This window comes from Enterobacter cloacae complex sp. (assembly GCF_900322725.1).
GTDB classification, from domain to species: Bacteria; Pseudomonadota; Gammaproteobacteria; order Enterobacterales; family Enterobacteriaceae; genus Enterobacter; species Enterobacter quasihormaechei.
In genome coordinates, this window is record NZ_LT991957.1 from 883061 (window position 1) to 903047 (window position 19987).

A 19987-nucleotide genomic window follows, 5' to 3' on the forward strand; every position below is an offset into this window, starting at 1 on the left:
TAACTCTGCTGGAGTAATAACTGTATGAGCCAAATATCTGTTATATCTAAATTAACTGGCGTGGAAACGACCACGGAAGGGACACAGATAACACTCGATCACTCATCTGTCGTTAAGCTTAACGTGGATCGAGCCGACATCGCAGGTTACTCCCGCAGCGGAAACGATCTGGTGATCACCCTCAACTCGGGCGAAGTGATTACCCTGAAGAATTTCTACGTCACTGATGCGCAGGGCGTAAGCCAGCTGGTACTTGAGGAGAGTGACGGCGCGCTGTGGTGGATTGAAGATCCAACCGGTGCCGCGACCTATGAATCCATCGCCTCCACCGATGCATTACTGGCGGCGTCAGGGAGCGATGCCGGCGGCGCCGCAGCGTGGCCCTGGGTGCTGGGTGGCCTGGCCGTCGCAGGGGGAATTGCCATCGCGGCGGGAACCGGCGGTGGAGGGGGCGGAGATGACGATAACAACAACCCGAATCCTGGCAATCCGGGAAATCCTTCCGAACCTGATACTACGCCTCCGAATGCCCCCACCAATCTTCAGGTCTCACCTGACGGAAAAACCGTAACCGGTACGGCTGAGCCGGGCAGCACGATTACCCTGAAAGATGCCAATGGCAACACCATCGGAACGGGCAAGGTCGGCAGCGACGGTAAATTCACTATCGATCTCGGTACGCCGCTCACCAACGGGGAGCAGATCACCGCCACCGCCACCGATCCGTCCGGCAATACCAGCCAGGGCGGTCAGGTCACGGCACCGGATCTCACCGCGCCGGATGCGCCTGCTAATCTGGAAGTCTCACCTGACGGCAAAACCGTGACAGGTACGGCTGAGCCGGGCAGCACCGTGACCCTGAAAGATGCCGACGGCAACACCATCGGTACGGGCAAGGCGGGCAGCGACGGTAAATTCACTATCGATCTGGGTACGCCGCTGACCAACGGAGAGCAGATCACCGCCACCGCCACCGATCCGTCCGGCAATACCAGCCAGGGCGGTCAGGTCACGGCACCGGATCTCACCGCGCCGGATGCACCTGCCAATCTGGAGGTTTCACCTGACGGCAAAACCGTGACCGGTACGGCTGAGCCGGGCAGCACCGTGACCCTGAAAGATGCCAATGGCAACACCATCGGTACGGGCAAGGCGGGCAGCGACGGTAAATTCACTATCGATCTCGGTACGCCGCTCACCAACGGGGAGCAGATCACCGCCACCGCCACCGATCCGTCCGGCAATACCAGCCAGGGCGGCCAGGTCACCGCGCCGGATCTCACCGCGCCGGATGCGCCTGCCAATCTGGAGGTTTCACCTGACGGCAAAACCGTGACCGGTACGGCTGAGCCGGGCAGCACCGTGACCCTGAAAGATGCCGACGGCAACACTATCGGTACGGGCAAGGCGGGCAGCGACGGTAAATTCACTATCGATCTGGGTACGCCGCTCACCAACGGGGAGCAGATCACCGCCACCGCCACCGATCCGTCCGGCAACACCAGCCAGGGCGGTCAGGTCACGGCGCCGGATCTCACCGCGCCGGATGCGCCGCAGATTGTCACCGTCAGTGATAACGTGGGCACCGACGCGGGCCCGCTGAGCAACGGACAGCGCACGGACGATGCACGCCCGACGTTCAGCGGCATCAGCGAAGCTGGCACCGTCATTACCTTCTATGACAACGGCAAGCCGATCGGTACCGCCACGGCCGATGCCAGCGGTAAATGGAGCTTTACCCCGTCGACCAACCTGTCTGAAGGAAACCACGCTATTACCACCACCGCGACCGATGCCGCAGGCAATACCAGCCCGGCGTCCACGGCGGTGACTTTCGTGGTGGATACGGTCGCGCCGGGTGCCCCGGCGATCGTCAGCATAACCGATGACGTTGCGCCCAATACCGGCACGCTCGGAAGCGGAAGCACCACGAACGATCCGCGCCCGCAGCTCACCGGTACGGCGGAAGCGGGCTCTACGGTCACCATCTATGACAACGGCATTGCCATTGGCACCGCGGTTGTGGGCAGCAACGGAAGCTGGAGCTTTACGCCGTCGGTAAACCTGAGCGAAGGCAGCCACCAGCTTACCGTACGCGCCACCGACGTCGCCGGTAACACCGGTCCGGCCTCGCCGGCCTTTACCGTAACGGTGGATGTCACCACCCCGCCGGCACCAACAGGGTTTATCGTTAATGACGATACCGGAGGACTGAAAGGCGCGATTACCGCCGGACAGGTTACCGACGAGTCACAGCCGCGTCTGACGGGCCGCGGAGAGCCGGGCAGCACGATTACGGTTTACGATAACGGCGTTGCGATTGGCAGCACCACCGTTCTGCCGAACGGTACCTGGAGCATCACGCCGACAACGCCGCTGGCAGAGGGTGCACACTCAATTACCCTGCGCGAAACCGATGCGGCAGGCAACCAGAGCGGCCTGTCTCAGCCGATCAACTTCACCGTCGACCTTACGCCGCCAGACATGCCGGAGGCGACGCTCAATTCCACAGGCACGCAAATCACCGGTACCGCCGAGCCGGGCAGTAAAATTGTCATCACCAACAACGCTGGGGTGCAAATCGGGACCGCCACTGCCGACAGCAACGGCAACTACGTCGCCAACCTCAACCCTGCACAAGTGAACGGCGAGATCATCTCCGTGGTCGCCTCCGATGCCGCAGGCAACCAGAGTTCTCCGGCGCTGGTTAACGCTGCGGATATCACCCCGCCTGCCGCACCGGGTAACCTTGTGGTGGCAGAAGACGGGGCAAGCGTCAGCGGAACCGCCGAGCCAAACAGCACGATTATCATTAAAGCGCCAGACGGTACGACCATCGGCCAGGCCACCGCCGGCCCGGATGGCACCTTCACTATCCCGATTTCGCCAGCCCAGACCAACGGCGAGGCCCTTGAAGTGACGGCTACCGACGGCAGCGGCAACACCAGTCCGTCCGGCTTTGCCGACGCGCCAGACAGCACGCCGCCGCAGGCGCCGGAAAATGTGGTTATCTCTGCCGACGGCACCACGGTGACCGGTACAGCCGAGCCGGGCAGCACCGTGACCATTCGTGAAAATGGCGTGAAGGTCGGGGAAGCGATTGCCGACGATCAGGGTAATTTCAGCGTTGATCTGATCCCGCCGAAAGCCAACGGCGAAGCCCTGACCGCCGATGCCACCGATACCGCCGGCAACACCGGCCCGACCGCGCCGTTTGACGCGCCGGACATCACCGCAGCGCAAACCCCGGTCATCACCGGCGTGGTAGACGATGCGCCAGGCGATACCGGTCCCGTCAGCCAGAACGGTCTCACCAACGACAGCACGCCAACCATCAACGGAACGGGCGAGCCAGGCACCACCATCACCCTTTACAGCGGCACTACCGTCATTGGCACCGGTACGGTTGGGCCTGACGGCCAGTGGTCCATCACGCTGGCTACCGCGCTGCCGGACGGCGGGCACGTGCTGACGGCGACCGCGGTTGATGCCGACAACAACCTCAGCGGGACATCGAACACCTGGAGCATCACGGTGGATACCGCCGTTCCGGGCGCCCCGGCCATTACGCAGGTCGTTGATGACGTACCGGGCACTACGGGGGCGCTGGACAGCGATGGCATCACCAACGACACGCTTCCTACCGTGAACGGTACCGGCGAGCCGGGAACCACCGTAACGATCCGTCTGGATGGGCAGGATATTGGTACAGCACTCGTTAACAGCGCCGGCGCGTGGACCTTTACGCCTGCCACGCCATTAGTGAACGGCCAGCATACCTTCACCGTCGTTGCGAGCGATGCGGCAGGTAATACCAGCGCGCCTTCTGGCGGCTTTACCTTTACCGTCGATACGACTCCGCCACTGGCGGCCACCATTGACACCGTCTCCGATAATATTGGTCCAGTACAGGTTCCGCTTAACAGCGGGGATACTACCGACGATACGCTGCCGCAGTTGCAGGGTACCGCACCGGCAGGCACCACCATCACTATCTATGACGGCACCACCCTGCTCGGCACGGCCGTGCTCGACGGCAGCGGCGGCTGGAGCTTTACGCCAACCACGCCGCTGACGGAGGGTCCGCATTCGCTGACGGTCCACGCGACGGATGAGGCGGGTAACACCACCATCTCGCCACCGTTTGAGCTGGCGATCGACACGACCGCGCCTGCAACGCCGGATATTCCTGACATTACCGTCAACCCGGACGGCGGCACGCCGGGTACTGCCCTGAATCCGGGGGAGACTACCCGCGATACCACGCCAACCCTGAGCGGCTCGGGCACGCCGGGGGATACCGTGAACATTTACGATGGCGCCACCAAAATTGGTGAAGCCGAGATCGACGGCGACGGCAACTGGACCTGGACACCAACTACCCCGCTGCCTGACGGCACCTACGATCTCTCCCTGACGGTGACCAATCAGGACAGCGCCGGGAACGAAAGCGCGCCGTCCACGCCGGTGACCATTACCATTGACAGCGACGCCCCTGCCGCGCCGGGTGTTCCGGTGGTGACGGACAGCGTGAGCCAGATCACCGGTCCGGTGGCCGATGGCGGATCAACCAACGATCCGCGTCCGGTACTGAGCGGCACCGGTACGCCAAACGACGTCATTACCATCTATGACCAGGTGGGTACAGGCGCGCCGCAGGCCGTAGGCAGCGTTACGGTAGACGGTAACGGCAACTGGACCTGGCGTCCGGAGAGCAACATCGGCGAAGGAACGCACGAATACACGGCGACCGCCACCGATGAATCCGGCAATGAATCTTTGCCATCAGCCGGTATCACGATAACGGTAGATACCCTTGATCCGACTACCCCGGCCATCAGCGACATCGCTGGCGCGCAGAACGGCGGGTCTACTAACGACACTACGCCAACCCTGAGCGGCACCGGCACCACCGGCGAAACGGTGATCATCTACAACAACGGCGTGGAAGTGGATCGCGTTGATGTCGTCAACGGTCAATGGTTCTACACCCTGCCGACGCAAACCGATGGCCCGCTGAACATCACCGTTGCCGCGGTGGACGATGCGGGTAACCTCAGCCCGGTCAGCCCGGTCTTTAGCGTGACGGTCGATACCCAGACGCCAACCGTGCCGCAAATTGACGCCGTCTCTGACAGCCAGCTGGCGAACAGCGTGCTTTACACCCGTGACGGCACCCCAACCCTTACCGGGATCGGCGAGCCGGGTTCGAACGTAACGGTCACCGTTGACGGCGTCGCCTCTCCGGTCGTGGTGGTGGTTCAGCCGAACGGGACATGGTCCTGGACCGCCGACCCTGCGCTTGCGGAAGGGCCGCACACCTTCTCGGTCGCCGCGAGTGATGCAGCGGGGAATACCTCCGTCAGCTCCGGCGATCTCAGCGTGACGGTGGATACGCTGCCGCCTGCAACGCCAACGAATATCGATATCGCCGAGCAGGGTACGCCGCTGACCGGTACGGCGGAAGATGGCACCACCGTGACGGTACGTGACGCTAACGGCAATATCATTGGAACCGGCGTTGCGACGGGAGGTACCTTCACCATCGCCCTCTCGCCGGCCCAGCTGGATGCCACCACGCTGACGCTGATCGCCACGGACGCAGCAGGAAACGCCAGCCCGTCAACCACCTTTGACGTGCCGGAGTCCACGCTCGATCTGCCTGCGGTACCGGTGATTACGGCAATCAACGATGACGTCGATCCCGTCACGGGCGACGTGAAAGATAAAACCACCAATGACACCACGCCTACCCTCACCGGCACCGCCGATCCGGGCAGCGTGATCGCCATTTATCAGGATGGATCGCTGCTTCCGGTGACCACTGTCGTTGCGGATACCAACGGCAACTGGAGCTACACGCCGCTCCTGCCGCTGACGGAAGGGCCACATACCTTTGCCGTGACCGCCACGAATACCACCACCGGCGAGACCAGCGGGCAGTCGCCGATCGCGACCGTCACCGTCGACCTCACCGCCCCGACAGCGCCAGCCATCGGTGCGGTGACCGATGACGTGGGTCCGGTTACTGGCCCTATCGCCGACGGGCAGAGCACCAACGACAACCGTCCTACCCTCACCGGGACAGGCACGGCTGGGGACACCATTACGATTTACAATAACGGCGACCCGCTGGGCACCGTTCTTGTCGGGCCAACCGGCACCTGGAGCTATACGCCGCCTGCGCTGGATGACGGCAGTCACACCCTGACCGTCACCGCCACCGACCCGGCAGGGAATGAAAGCACCCCATCGGCAGGGATCACCATCGTTGTCGATACCGTCTCCACCACGCCGGTGATAACCAGCGTGACGGATAACGCGGGCAATGCCGCAACGCCTGTACCAAGCGGCGATCCGACCAACGACACCACGCCAACCCTGACCGGCACCGCAGAGCCGAACAGCGTCGTCGCCATATTTGATGGCACCACGCAGATTGGTACCGTAGCAGCAGACAGTACCGGCGCCTGGACCTTTACCCCGGAAACCGCCCTCGGCGAAGGGACGCATGACTTTACCGTCAGAGCGACGGATCCGCAGGGCAACGTTAGCCAGCCGTCCGGCGTCTGGAGCGTCAATATCGATCTGACGGCGCCACAGGTGCCGACGATCGATTCGGTCAGCGATAACGCCCCGGGTGGCGTAACCGGCCCGCTAACCGCCGGGCAGATCACGAATGACACCACGCCAACCCTTAGCGGCACCGGCCAGGCGGGCACCACCATTCACGTGCTTAATAACGGCGTGGAGATTGGTACCACCACGGTCGACAGCAGCGGCAACTGGACCTTTACGCCGGATCCGGTCCTGACGGACGGGACGTATAACCTGCGCGTTAACGCCAGCGATGACGTCGGAAACGTCTCCGCCAACTCCCCAGTGTTCGCCTTTACGGTGGATACCGCTGGCCCTGCGGCTCCGGTCGTCACGACGGTGATAGACGACGTGGGCCCGGGAACGGGAACCCTCGCCAGCAACGGGGCCACCAACGACACCCGTCCAACCTTCAACGGTACGGGGGAAGTGGGCGCAACGGTACACGTTATTGTTGATGACGTGGAAATTGGCACGGCGGTCGTCAACGCCCAGGGTACCTGGAGCTTCACGCCGACCACCGCGCTGAGTGAAGGGCCACACACCATTACCTTCAACGCCACCGACGCCGCAGGCAATACCGGCGACACCTCGCCGCCGTTCAACCTGACGGTGGATACGTCGGTACCCGTTGCACCGGTCTTTACGCCAGCCACCGATAACGTTGGCACCGTACTGGGCCCGATCGCTTCGGGGCAAAGCACAGACGATACCACGCCAACGCTGAACGGTACCGCGGCGGCCAACGCGACCATTACCATTTATGAGAATGGTCAGCAGGTGGGCACCGCCGTGGCGGATGCCAACGGCGTATGGAGCTTCACCCCCGGCACGCTGGCAAACGGCAGCCACACCTGGACCGCCACGGCAACCGACGCCGCGGGCAACGTCAGCCCTGCCTCACCGGGCTTCACGCTGGTTGTGGATACGACCGTGCCTGTCGCGCCCGTTATCACGCAGGCGATTGACGATGTTGGCACCATCACCGGGGCGATCGGTTCCGGCCAGACCACTAACGATCCTCTTCCGCGCCTGGTGGGGACCAGCGAGCCGCTGGCAACCGTGAATATCTATGAGGGCAACACGCTGGTGGGCACCGGTACTGCCGATGCCAACGGCAACTGGACTATCGATATCACCGTGCCGCTGGACAACGGGCCGCATACCTTTACGGCAGAAGCCACGGATCAGGCGGGCAACACCAGCGCGCCATCCGGCTACTTCAGCCTGACCATTGATACCACGCCGCCAGCGCTGCCGGTGCTGACCAGCATCACCGATGACGTTGGTAACGCTGCGACGCCTGTCGCCAACGGCGGGTTAACCAATGATGCCCGACCAACGCTCACCGGTACGGCAGAAGCCGGCGCGACGATCACCATCTTTGATAATGGAGTACAGATTGGCACCGCTGTCGCCACCGGCGGCGCGTGGAGCTTTACGCCGTCTACCCCGCTGGCTGACGGGCCGCACAATCTGACCTTCTCCGCCACCGACGGCGTGGGCAACGCCAGCGCGCAGACCGGCGGCTACACCATCAATGTGGATGCCACCGCCCCTGTCGCGCCGGCCATCACCTCGATTGTGGATGATGTGGGAACCGTCACCGGCCCTGTCACCGGCACCAACCCAACCAACGATACGCGTCCAACGTTAAGCGGCACGGCGGAAGCCAATTCCACCGTACGTATTTACGACGGTGCGACGCTGGTGGGTACGGTCACCGCGGATGCCAACGGCAACTGGACGCTGCCGCAAACCAGCACCACGCTGACGGAAGGCGCGCATAACTTCACCGCCACCGCCACCGACGCCGCGGGCAATACCAGCGTGGCATCACCGATTATCACGATTAACGTTGACCTGACGCCGCCACCAGCCCCGGCGGGCCTGGCGGTGATCACCAACGGTACGCAGGTGACCGGTACGGCGGAAGCGGGAAGCACCGTCACCATCACCAGCAGCACCGGAACCGTTCTTGGAACGGCCGTCGCTGACGGTAGCGGGAACTTTAGCGCCACCATCACCCCTGCGCAGACCGCCGGCGAATCCCTGATCGTCTTTGCTACCGATAAGGCCGGTAACGCGGGTATCACCACCTCCGTGATAGCTCCAGTCACGGCGATCCCGAACGCGCCGGTTATCGCCACCATCGACGATAACGTCGGGACGGTGACGGGCAACCTGACCAACGGAAAAACCACCGATGACACCACGCCAACCCTGAGCGGTACGGCGCAGCCGAACGCGACCATCACCCTGTATAACAACGGGGTGCTGATGGGCACGGTCACCGCGAATGCCAGCGGCAACTGGAGCTTCACCACGCCGGTACTGAGTGAAGGCCCGCATGCCTTTACCGCCACGGCGAGCAACGGCTCGGGCACCAGCCCGATTTCCACGCCGACGACCGTGATTGTCGATCTCACTGCGCCAACGGCCCCGACCGGGACCTTCAACGCAGACGGCAGCGTACTGACCGGGAGCGCCGAAGCGGGCAGCACCGTCACCATCCGCCTGGCGGATAATTCAACGGTCACCGCCACGGCGGACAGCAACGGCAGCTGGAGCTACACCTTCCTCAATAAACAGACGGAAGGCCAGACGCTGCAAATCACCGCCACCGATGCGGCAGGCAACGTCTCGCTGCCTGGCTCAGCCCTTGCGCCGGTGGTGCCGCTGTCGGCCAGCACCAACGCTGAGGAGCTGGCGCTGACGACCACCGCCACGGTGACCAACTCGCAGTACAGCGACTACGGTTTCCTGCTGGTGGGCGCCGTGGGTAACGTGCTGACGCTGCTCGGCAACGACACCGCGCAGGTAGGTTTCACCGTCGGCAGCGGCGGCACGGCGGATATTGCCGTGAACGCCAACGCCACGGGTGCCGTGCTCTCCCTGCTCAACACCCTTGAGCTGGTGGTGCAGCGCTTTGACGCCGTCAACAATACCTGGACCACCGTGGTGGATACCGGACAGCCGCAGTTCGCTGACCTGTTGACCCTCGGCGCGGCGGGGGTGTCGCTCAACCTGACCGGCCTGGCGAATGGCCAGTATCGCGTCCTGAGCTACAACACCAACCTGCTGGCAACCGGCTCCTACACCAGCCTCGACGTGGCGGTGAAAGAGACCAGCGCGGGTACCGTGTCCGGCGACACCAGCCTTGCGGGTAACGTGATCACCGACGTTGACCCGACCGCTGGCAGCGACAACGCCCCGGCGGGCACCACCGTCACCGCGGTCACTAACGCCCAGGGCACCACCACCAGCGTCACGGCTGACGGCACGGTGATTCAGGGGCAGTACGGCACGCTGACCATCAACCTGGACGGCAGCTATACCTATAACCTGACCAACACCAGCGCCTCGGTCATTGGCCGCACGGAGAGCTTTACCTACACCATCACCCACAACGGCACCAGCGCCTCGGCAAATCTGGTTCTTTCGCTGGGCGAAGGCGCCACCAGCAGCGGGATCGTGGCCGTGGACGATACCGCCTCGCTGACCTTCGACACGACCGTTGAGGCCATTAACAACGGTCCGTCGTCGCAGGGCGGCTTTACCCTGGTGGGCATTAACCTTGGCAATACGCTGGGGCTGAACCTGCTGGACGATCTGGCCAACCCGATCATCTATAACGTGGAAGAAGGCACCACCCGCACCATGACCGTTCAGGCCTCCGTGGGCGGCGTGGCGCTGGCCTCGGTGTTCGACCTCTACATCTATAAGTTCAACAATGCGACGCAGACCTTCGAGCAGATGCGCGTTGAACCGGGCTGGCTGCGCGCGCCGCTGCTGGGCGGCACCTCGCCGCAGCTGACGCTGAACCTGCCCGCCGGCGAGTACCTGTTCCTGCTGAATACGGCGGCGGGGATCACCGCGCTGACGGCCTACACGCTGAACGTCTTGCAGGATCATGTCTACAGCGTGGCAAGCGTGAGCGAGTCCACCACCGGAGATGTGCTGTCCGACGATATCGCACCGGCGGGTACCGTGGTCTCCGACGTTAACGGCGTGACGGTGAACGGCAATGGTCTGACGGAGATTACCGGCGAGTACGGTACGCTGCGGATCAACGCGGCCGGGGAGTACACCTACACCCTGAAGAGCGGGGTCGGTGCTGACAGCATCAGCACGCCGGATACCTTCGTTTATACCATCACCGCGCCGAACGGCTCGAAAGACACGGCATCGCTGAACATCACCCCAACCGCGCGGCCAATGGACGCGGTAAACGATGTCAGCACGGCGATGGACGTGAACTCGGTACACCGCACCGCCGCCTACTCGGATACCACCGTCGGCTCGGCGAGCTGGAACGCCGCGCTGCTTACCTCAACCCAGGGTACCGGCACCGGAACCTTCGTGGTGGATCCTAATACCGCGCTGCATAACGTGGTGCTGTCGTTTAACGTCGCCTCGCTGCTGACGCTTACCGGGTTAACGGTGGACTGGACGCTGACCAACGGCACCACCACCATCCGATCCGGCTCGTTCAACGGCGGGCTGCTGCTGGGCGGCAGGGCGACCATCAACCTGACGGGACTCGATCTGGAGGCGGGAACCTATACGCTGAACTATACCGGCAAAATGGGGCCGCTGGGGGTGGGGAATATCACCGTTACCCCAAGCGTTACCGGCACCAGCTACTCGCTGTCGCAGTTCGACGCCACGGGCACCCACACCGTTGACGGCAATATCTTCGACGGCACCGGCTCCGCGGGCGCAATGGACCAGCTGCACTCGGTGGATACCCGCCTCAGCATTACCGGCTACGACGGCGTGACCACCACGCTGGATCCGTACACCGGCAGCACGCAGGTGAACATTACGGGCCACTACGGCACGCTGGCGATTGCCGCAGACGGCAGCTACACCTACACGCTCAACCCGGGGATATCGTTCTCTACCATTACCAGCAAGGAGGTCTTTAACTACACCCTGACCGATGCCAACGGTAGTAAGGATACTGCATCGCTCACCATCAACATGGCGCCGAAATTTGTCAGTTCGGAGCATAACGATCTCATCAGCGGCACGGCCTATGGCGACACGCTGATTTATCAGGTGTTGAACAATACGGCGGGTAACGCAACGGGGGGCAACATCACCAGCGCTGGCGGTGACCACTGGACGAACTTCTCCCTGGCGCAGGGAGACAAGATCGACATTGGCGATCTGCTGGTGGGCTGGAACGGTAGCGCGTCGACGCTTGGGAACTATGTCTCTGTTTCACAAAGCGGTGGCAATACTGTGATCTCCATCGACCGTGACGGCACGGGAGCCGCCTACACTAAATCTACGCTCGTTACGCTTGATAACGTTCAGACCACCTACGACGAGCTTGTAAACCAGCAGCACATCATTACCTGATAGCACGTGCAATAAATGACCCGGGCGCGCAGCGCCCGGGCATAAACAATAAAGCAGTACTCTTTTATTAGGGACAAGACATGGGAAAGAAGATGCCTTACTGGTGGCTCTCGTGCTGCCTGATATCTGTGCCCGCTATCGCGGCAAACCCTGCGGCGATGATTAATACCGGACAATTACGCGAAACACAGGAACTCCCCTCGTTAAACGGTCGCGTGGCGCCCGTTGCCGGCAAGGCCGCCCCCGGCACGCTTCAGCTGGATGAAGCCGTTAACCGCGCCGTGACCTGGCATCCGGCCATCAGTGAAGCCGTCGGCAAGCTCTATCAGCAGAGCGAAAATGTGGACGTCGCCAAATCGAAATATTACCCACAAATCAACGCTGGCATGGATAACGGCTATACCCACGACGGCGACGATAATGGCTTTACCCCCTCGCTGGTGCTTTCCCTTTCGCAGATGCTCTATGACTTTGGCAAAGTCGCCAGCCAGGTGCGCGCTGAAAACGCAGGCGTCGCCCAGCAGCAGGCTAACGTGCTGGTAAGCATCGACACCATCGCCCACGATACGGCCATCGCCATGGTGCAGGTGCAAACCTGGCAGCAGATGGTCGAGACGGCCAAAGAACAGCTGGACGCCCTGACCTCCATCGGCTCGCTGACGAAGCTGCGTAATGACGAAGGCGCCACGTCACTCTCTGACGTGGTGCAGACCGACGCCCGTATCGAAGGCGCGCGCGCGCAGCTGATGCAGTATCAGGCCAGCCTCGACAGCTCGCGCGCCACGCTGATGAGCATGCTGGGCTGGGACAGCCTGAACGCGGTCAGCAATGAGTTTCCGCAGAGCCTGGCCCGCAGCTGCGACATCGCCGAGCCGGACGATCGTCTGGTACCCTCGGTGTTAGCCGCCTGGGCGCAGGCCAACGTCGCGCAGGCTAACCTTGACTACGCCAACGCGCAGATGACCCCTACCGTCTCGCTGGAGCCGGAGGTTCGCCACTATCTGAACGACCGTTACTCCGGCAACGAAACCCGCGACCGCACCCAGTACTCCGCGTGGGTAAAGGTGCAGATGCCGCTCTATCAGGGCGGCGGCCTCACCGCCCGGCGTAACGCCGCCGGACACGCGGTGGAATCCGCCCAGTCCACTATTCAGCGCACCCGTCTTGAGGTGCGGCAAAAGCTGCTGGAGGCGCGCAGCCAGGTGATGAGCCTCATGAGCACGCTTCAGATCCAGGGCCGTCAGGAAGCGCTCAGCGCCCGCACCCGCGAGCTGTATCAGCAGCAGTATCTCGATCTCGGTTCCCGCCCGCTGCTCGACGTGCTCAACGCCGAGCAGGAGGTTTACCAGGCGCGCTTTACCCAGCAGCAAACCGCCGGACAGCTGCATCAGCTTCAGCTGAACTGCCTCTACCAAACCGGACGCCTGCGTCACGCGTTCGATCTTGAAAACCGCACCATCCAGACCGTGGAGATCCAGCCATGAAGCAACGCGATATCCCGCAGGGTGAAAACATGACGGATGAGGCGCTGGAGCAGTGGGCGCAGGCGTTTGGCTATGTGGCGACGCGCTATCGCGTTGCCTGCTCGCCAGGCTCGCTCGTCGCGGGCGCGCCGTGGCTGAAAGGCAAACCGATGGTGCCCGCGCTGACTCAGCTCGCCCGTGAAGCCGGGCTGACCTTCCAGCTGCTGACGGCCGACCAGCAGTCCATCAACAGCTGGCGTCTGCCGGTGGTGGTGGAGCTGAACGACGGCAAAATCGGCGTGATCGACAATTTCGACGGCGAGGATACGCTGGAGGTCAGCTTTTTCGACGACAGCACGCACACCAACCGCCTGTCGATGAGCGCGATGCTGCCCGCCATCCGCCACGTTATTGCCCTGCGTCCGCTGGCGGCGCTGAAGGACAGTCGCGTGGATGCCTATATCTCAAAATATCGCCCGGACTGGCTCTACCGGCTGGTGATGCGCGACCTGCGCCCTTACAGCTGGGTAATGCTGGCGGCGCTCTTTATCAACGTGCTCTCCCTTTCCGGCATTGTGTTTTCCATGCAGGTGTACGACCGGGTGATCCCCGCCCAGTCCTACCCGACGCTCTACGTGCTGACCATTGGGGTACTGATCGCAACCCTGTTTGGCTTTGTGTTGCGCGTGGCGCGCGGGCACATTATGGATCTGCTGGGCAAGCGCTCGGATTTGCGCGTGTCGGATCGCGTGTTTGGCCACGCGCTGCGGCTGCGCCACAGCGCCATTCCGCGATCGACGGGAAGCTTTATCTCCCAGCTGCGCGAGCTGGAGCAGATCCGCGAGATGGTCACCTCCTCCACTATTTCCACCATCGTCGATCTGCCGTTCTTTATCCTGTTCGTGATCGTGCTGGCGATCATCGCCCCGCAGCTGGCGTGGATCGCCCCGGTCGCGGCGCTGATCATGGTCCTGCCCGGCCTGCTGCTGCAAAAGAAGCTGGCGGAGCTGGCGAAGCAGTCGGCGCATGAATCCACCCTGCGCAACGCGGTGCTGGTGGAGAGCGTGCAGGGGCTGGAGGACATCAAGCTGATGCAGGCGGAGAACCGCTTTTTGCAGCAGTGGAACAGCTATATCCAGATCACCGCCGAATCCGGTCTGCGCACCCGCGAGCTGACCCAGAACCTGATCAGCTGGGGGATGACCATCCAGAGCCTGGTCTATGCCGGGGTGATCGTGGTGGGCGCGCCGATGGTGATCGACGGCACCTTAACCACCGGTTCGGTGGTGGCCGCCTCGATGCTGGCCTCGCGGATGATCGCCCCGATGGCGACGCTGTGCGGCGTGCTGGCCCGCTGGCAGCAGGTTAAGGCGGCCAAAGAGGGGCTGGACAGCATTATGCAGCTGCCGACCGAGAACCAGCGCGAAGAGACGCCGATCCGCCAGGACGTGCTGCGCGGTCACTATCTTTTCGAGCAGGCGCAGTTCCGCTATCACCCGGAAGATCCGCGCATGGCGCTGCGCATTAACCGCCTGGAGATCAAAGCGGGCGAAAAAGTGGCGATCCTCGGGCGCAACGGTGCGGGGAAATCAACCCTGCTACAGGCGATGGCGGGTGGAATGGATCTGGCGGGCGGCGAGCTGCGGCTCGACAACCTCAGCCTGCCGCATCTGGACGTGGCGGACGTGCGGCGAAACGTCGGCTTTATGACTCAGAACGCGCGGCTGTTTTACGGCACCCTGCGCGAAAACATCACGCTCGGCATGCCCCGCGCCACCGACGAAGAGATCTTCGAGGTGCTGGAGATGTGCGGCGCGGCCAGCTTTGTGCAGAAGCTGCCAAAGGGGCTGGATTACCCGATTATGGAGAACGGCGTCGGGCTGTCCGGCGGGCAGCGGCAGTCCATCCTGCTGGCGCGGATGCTGCTGCGCGACCCGAATATCGTGCTGATGGACGAACCGACCGCCTCCCTGGATGAACACACCGAGCGGGAATTTATTCAGCGTCTCGGGGCGTGGCTTGGCAACCGTACGCTGGTGGTTGCTACCCACCGCGTGCCGGTGCTGGAGCTGGTGGAGCGCGTGGTGGTGCTTAAAGACGGCATGCTGGTGATGGACGCGCCAAAAGCGCAGGCGCTGAACAACAGCCGTATGCAGCAACAGCAGCAGGCAACCGGACGGGAGTGGAAAAATGAAAATCAGTCAGCGTGACGTCGCCGCAGTAGAAGATCTGGATAACGCGCTCGATTCCGAAAGCGGTTATACCGGCGCCCGGCGCATCGTTTTCTTCTCCCTGGTGATGTTTGTGGTGCTCGGCATCTGGGCGTGGTTCGGGGTGCTGGACGAAGTCTCAACCGGCACCGGAAAAGTGATCCCCAGCTCGCGCGAGCAGGTATTGCAGTCGCTGGATGGGGGGATCCTCACCGAGCTGAACGTGCACGAAGGCGATCAGGTGCAGGCCGGACAGGTGCTGGCGCGGCTGGATCCTACCCGCTCGGAATCTAACGTTGGCGAAAGCGCGGCGCGCTACCGCGCGTCGCTGGCCTCCAGCGCGCGTCTGTACGCCGAGGTCAACGACCTCCCGCTGAAATTCCCCCCTTCGCTGGCGAAATGGACCGACCTGACCGCCGCCGAAACGCGGCTCTACAATTCGCGGCGCGCCCAGCTGGAGGATACGCAACGTGAACTCCGCTCCGCGTTAGCGCTGGCCAATAAAGAGCTGGCGATCACCCAGCGGCTGGTAAAAACCGGGGCCGCCAGCCACGTGGAGGTGCTGCGCCTGCAACGGCAGAAAAGCGACCTGGAGCTGAAGCTCACCGACGTGCGTTCTCAGTATTACGTGCAGGCCCGTGAAGCGCTGTCGAAGGCCAACGCTGAGGTGGACATGGTGTCAGCGATCCTGAAAGGTCGGGAGGATTCCGTTACCCGCCTGACGGTGAAGTCGCCGGTGCGCGGGATCGTGAAAAACATCAAGGTGACCACCATCGGCGGCGTCATACCGCCCAACGGTGAGCTGATGGAAATTGTGCCGGTGGACGATCACCTGCTGATTGAAACCCGCCTCTCGCCGCGCGACATCGCCTTTATCCACCCTAATCAGGAGGCGCTGGTGAAAATCACCGCCTACGATTACGCGATTTACGGCGGGCTGCACGGGGTGGTGGAAACCATTTCGCCGGACACCATTCAGGACGAAGCGAAGCCGGAGGTGTTCTATTACCGCGTATTCATTCGCACCAGCCAGGATTATCTGGTGAACAAGGCGGGCAGGCATTTTTCGATTGTGCCGGGGATGATTGCGACGGTGGATATTAAGACCGGGGAGAAAACGGTGCTGGATTATATGATTAAGCCGTTTAACCGGGCGAAAGAGGCGCTGAGGGAACGGTAATTAAACGCCGGGCGGCGGCTACGATCTTCCCCCTCACCCTCTCCCCAAAGGGGCGAGGGGATGATTCGCTGCTCGCATTAATTTGTGGCGATTCCTCCGCCCCGTGGGAAAGGGCCGGAGGGAGGGCATCATGCCGCACCCACATCGCAATACGTCTTTTCTGGAACCCGCCTCGAAGAAACCGCTTTTAATGACGCCTTCCGCTTTCCTTCAGCCTGCATCAGGGTAACATAGCTGCCACTCAAAACGCACTTGCGCACTGTGCAAGAGTGCATTACTATCCACATAGCTTCATGGACTGGAGCTCGTAAGCACTATGATTAATCATTTTCGTGATCAATGGCTTAAGGATTTTTTCCTGTATGGGAAATCCAGCAATGTTATCCCTTCAAGCCTTGAATCAGCCTTAGCGAGGAAGCTGGATATGATCAACGCTGCCACCTCGCACCGGGATCTGAGATCCCCGCCAGGCAATATGTATGAATCGCTGAATCCCCCGCTTGCAGGGTACTCGGCGATTCGCGTGAACAGGCAATACAGGTTGGTATTCAGGTGGTCAGAGGGCAAAGCAGACGATCTCTACCTCTCTCCGCACAAGTACACGCCATACAAATGAGGCATTACCTATGACTCTTCAACAGGCTCTACGCAAACCCACCACGCCGGGCGACGTGTTGCAGTATGAATATCTTGAGCCGCTCAATCTGAAAATTAGCGATCTTGCGGAAATGCTTAACGTGCACCGTAACACCATCAGTGCTCTCGTTAATAATAATCGTAAACTGACGGCCGATATGGCATTCAGACTGGCCAAGGCGTTTGATACCACCATTGAATTCTGGTTGAACCTACAGCTAAACGTCGACGTCTGGGAAGCGCAAACCAATTCCCGGACTCAGGAGGAGTTGAGCCGTATAAAGACGGTCGCGGAAATTATGGCAAAAAGGAAATCAGGCCAGCCGGATGTGGCCTGAGCGGTCGTTTACCCCGGTACGATATTGACCGCACCGGGTTTCACGCGTATTTACAGGGAGATTTTCAGGCGTCGAACCGCTTCTTTCAGCTGTTCATCCGTTGGGGTGACGAATGACATGCGCAGCGTTGTCTGGTCCGGTTCGTTGCAGTAGAAGAACTCACCCGGCACAAACACCACGCCGTTGCTCAACGTTTTTTCCAGCCATTTCGTCGTATTCATGCCGTTGTTCATTTTTGCCCACAGGAACATCCCGCCCTTCGGCTTGTGGAACGACATCACGTCGCCCAGCTCGGCTTCCAGTTCCGTTGCAAACGTCTGGTATTTCTGGCGATAGGCCTCGCGGATCATTTTAATCTGGTTCGCCAGACGCCCGGTTTTCAGATACTCGTAGGTCATCAGCTGCGACAGCGTGCTGGTGTGCAGATCGGTAGTTTGCTTGAGGTTCACTACCGCGCGCTTCAGCCATTCCGGCACCAGCACCCAGCCCACGCGGGTGCCCGGCGCGAGGATTTTGGAGAAGGTGGAGGTGTACACCACGTTATCCTCATTGCCGATATCTTTCGCATGGGCAATCAGCGGGCGGAACGCTTCGTCGGTGTAATTGATCTCGCTGTACGGGTCGTCTTCGATAATCACGAAGTCGTAGCGCTTCGATAATTCCACCAGCTGTTTACGGCGCGCTTCGGAGAGCGTCACGCCGCCGGGGTTACCGAAGGTTGGCACGATATAGATCGCCTTGATGGTTTTCTTCGCCACCAGCGCTTCCAGCTCATCCACTTTCATGCCGTCGCCGTCGGTGCCGACGGATTCAAAATTCGCCTGTGCCAGGCCAAAGACCTGCAACGCGGCGAGGTAGGTAGGACGCTCAACGACGACCGTATCGCCTGGGTTAATTAACGCACGCGCCAGCACGTCCAGAGACTGTTGCGAGCCCGAGGTGATGACCACGTCATCGACTTTACAGGCGATGCCGCGTCCTTCGCAGATACGCTGGATCTCTTCGCGCAGCCCCGGGACGCCTTCCGTCAGGCCGTACTGGAACGCTTCGCCAAAATGCTGAGACAGCACGGCATCAGCAGCGATTTTTAAACCTTTGTGATCGAACAGGTCCGGGTTGGGAATACCGCCACCCAGCGAAATCACGCCTGCCATTTTGCTATGTTTTAATAATTCACGAATGGCAGAGGATTGCAGGCCCTGCGCGCTGCTGGCGAGTTTGTTTGCAGACATTCTTTGCTTACCTTCTTTTTTTATAGTGTGCCCAATCTTAGCAGAATATGCGCAATAAATTCCGTTAGCTTAGGCAGCGGACGCAAATCCTGACGCCACAGTAAATGCACCGGCCTCGGCGCGGGTGTGAATGCCTCCAGCACACGCACCAGCCTGCCGCTCGCCAGCTCTTCCGCCACCAGCACTTCCGGTTGCAGCAACAGTCCAGCCCCGGCTCGCGCCGCCATGCGTAACCCGTAACCGTCATTGCACCTTAAGACGGCATCCCGCTTCCAGCGCACTTCGCCTTCAACCCCCGGCAGCCGCCACTCGTTGCGCGCCGTCCATACCGTGTGCGACAGGCACAGATGATCCACCAGATCGGCTGGCGTTTGCGGCGTACCGTGGCGCGCCAGATAATCCGGCGCGGCGCAGATCGTCATGTTGTAGGGACACAGGTATTTCGCCACCAGATCGTCATGACGTATCTCACCGATGCGAATGGCCAGATCGACCCCTTCTTCTACCAGATCGACCATTCGATTGGTGAGATCCAGCTCGATGCGCACTTCCGGGTAGCGCTGTAAAAACGAGGCGGTCAGGGGCGCGATAACGCAGCCGCCAAACGATGTGGGGGCCGTCACGCGCAGGGTGCCGGCAGGTGCGACACGCAGACGTTCAACCGCGTTTTCGGCAATCGAGACCTGCTCCAGCACGCGCCTTGTCTCTTCGTAATAAACGCGTCCGGCATCCGTCAGGCTCTGGCGGCGGGTGTTGCGCTCCAGCAGCCGCGTGCCGAGCTGCGATTCCAGCTGTGCAATATACTTCCCGACCATCACCGCCGACATCTCCAGCCGCGACGCCGCGCCGGTAAAGCTGCCGCTCTCTACCACCGCGATAAACGTCTCCATTCCGCGAAGCTTATCCATATTCCAAACCCTTGGTTAGTAATCATCTAACTTTAGCCCAGTTTATCTGACTT

8 protein-coding genes are annotated in these 19987 nt (G+C 61.5%); 6 read left to right on the forward strand and 2 right to left on the reverse strand.

Annotation, left to right across the window (positions count from 1 at the left end):
* Window positions 1–24: 24 nt before the first annotated feature.
* The 6 genes from DBR02_RS04585 to DBR02_RS04610 all read left to right on the forward strand — a co-directional run bounded on the left by DBR02_RS04585 (window position 25) and on the right by DBR02_RS04610 (window position 17794).
* Window positions 25–11967, forward strand: a complete 11943-nt coding sequence (locus tag DBR02_RS04585; protein WP_107533571.1) for a BapA/Bap/LapF family large adhesin — start codon at window positions 25–27, stop codon at window positions 11965–11967.
* 80 nt (window positions 11968–12047) lie between these two features.
* Window positions 12048–13451 (forward strand): TolC family outer membrane protein, encoded by a 1404-nt coding sequence (locus DBR02_RS04590; RefSeq protein ID WP_063865314.1) that lies wholly within the window; start codon window positions 12048–12050, stop codon window positions 13449–13451.
* Window positions 13448–15640 (forward strand): type I secretion system permease/ATPase, encoded by a 2193-nt coding sequence (locus DBR02_RS04595; RefSeq protein WP_063451807.1) that lies wholly within the window; start codon window positions 13448–13450, stop codon window positions 15638–15640. Before DBR02_RS04590 ends, DBR02_RS04595 begins: the two co-directional genes overlap by 4 nt.
* Window positions 15621–16820 carry an HlyD family efflux transporter periplasmic adaptor subunit gene (locus DBR02_RS04600; RefSeq protein ID WP_063451808.1) on the forward strand — a complete coding sequence of 400 codons (1200 nt, stop codon included), beginning with the start codon at window positions 15621–15623 and terminating at the stop codon, window positions 16818–16820. The genes DBR02_RS04595 and DBR02_RS04600 overlap by 20 nt, the downstream gene beginning before the upstream one ends.
* Window positions 16821–17136: 316 nt before the next feature.
* On the forward strand, window positions 17137–17436 hold the full coding sequence (locus DBR02_RS04605; protein WP_107533572.1) for a type II toxin-antitoxin system RelE/ParE family toxin: 300 nt from the start codon (window positions 17137–17139) through the stop codon (window positions 17434–17436).
* Window positions 17437–17446: 10 nt separating this feature from the next.
* Window positions 17447–17794 carry a HigA family addiction module antitoxin gene (locus DBR02_RS04610; RefSeq protein WP_107533573.1) on the forward strand — a complete coding sequence of 116 codons (348 nt, stop codon included), beginning with the start codon at window positions 17447–17449 and terminating at the stop codon, window positions 17792–17794.
* 50 nt (window positions 17795–17844) lie between these two features.
* On the opposite strand, the gene DBR02_RS04615 is transcribed toward DBR02_RS04610, so the two are convergent.
* Window positions 17845–19026: an aminotransferase-like domain-containing protein gene (locus DBR02_RS04615; RefSeq protein WP_107533574.1), complete on the reverse strand. Its 1182-nt coding sequence runs from the start codon at window positions 19024–19026 to the stop codon at window positions 17845–17847.
* Window positions 19027–19046: 20 nt separating this feature from the next.
* On the reverse strand, window positions 19047–19934 hold the full coding sequence (locus DBR02_RS04620) for a LysR family transcriptional regulator (protein ID WP_107533575.1): 888 nt from the start codon (window positions 19932–19934) through the stop codon (window positions 19047–19049).
* Window positions 19935–19987 lie beyond the last annotated feature (53 nt).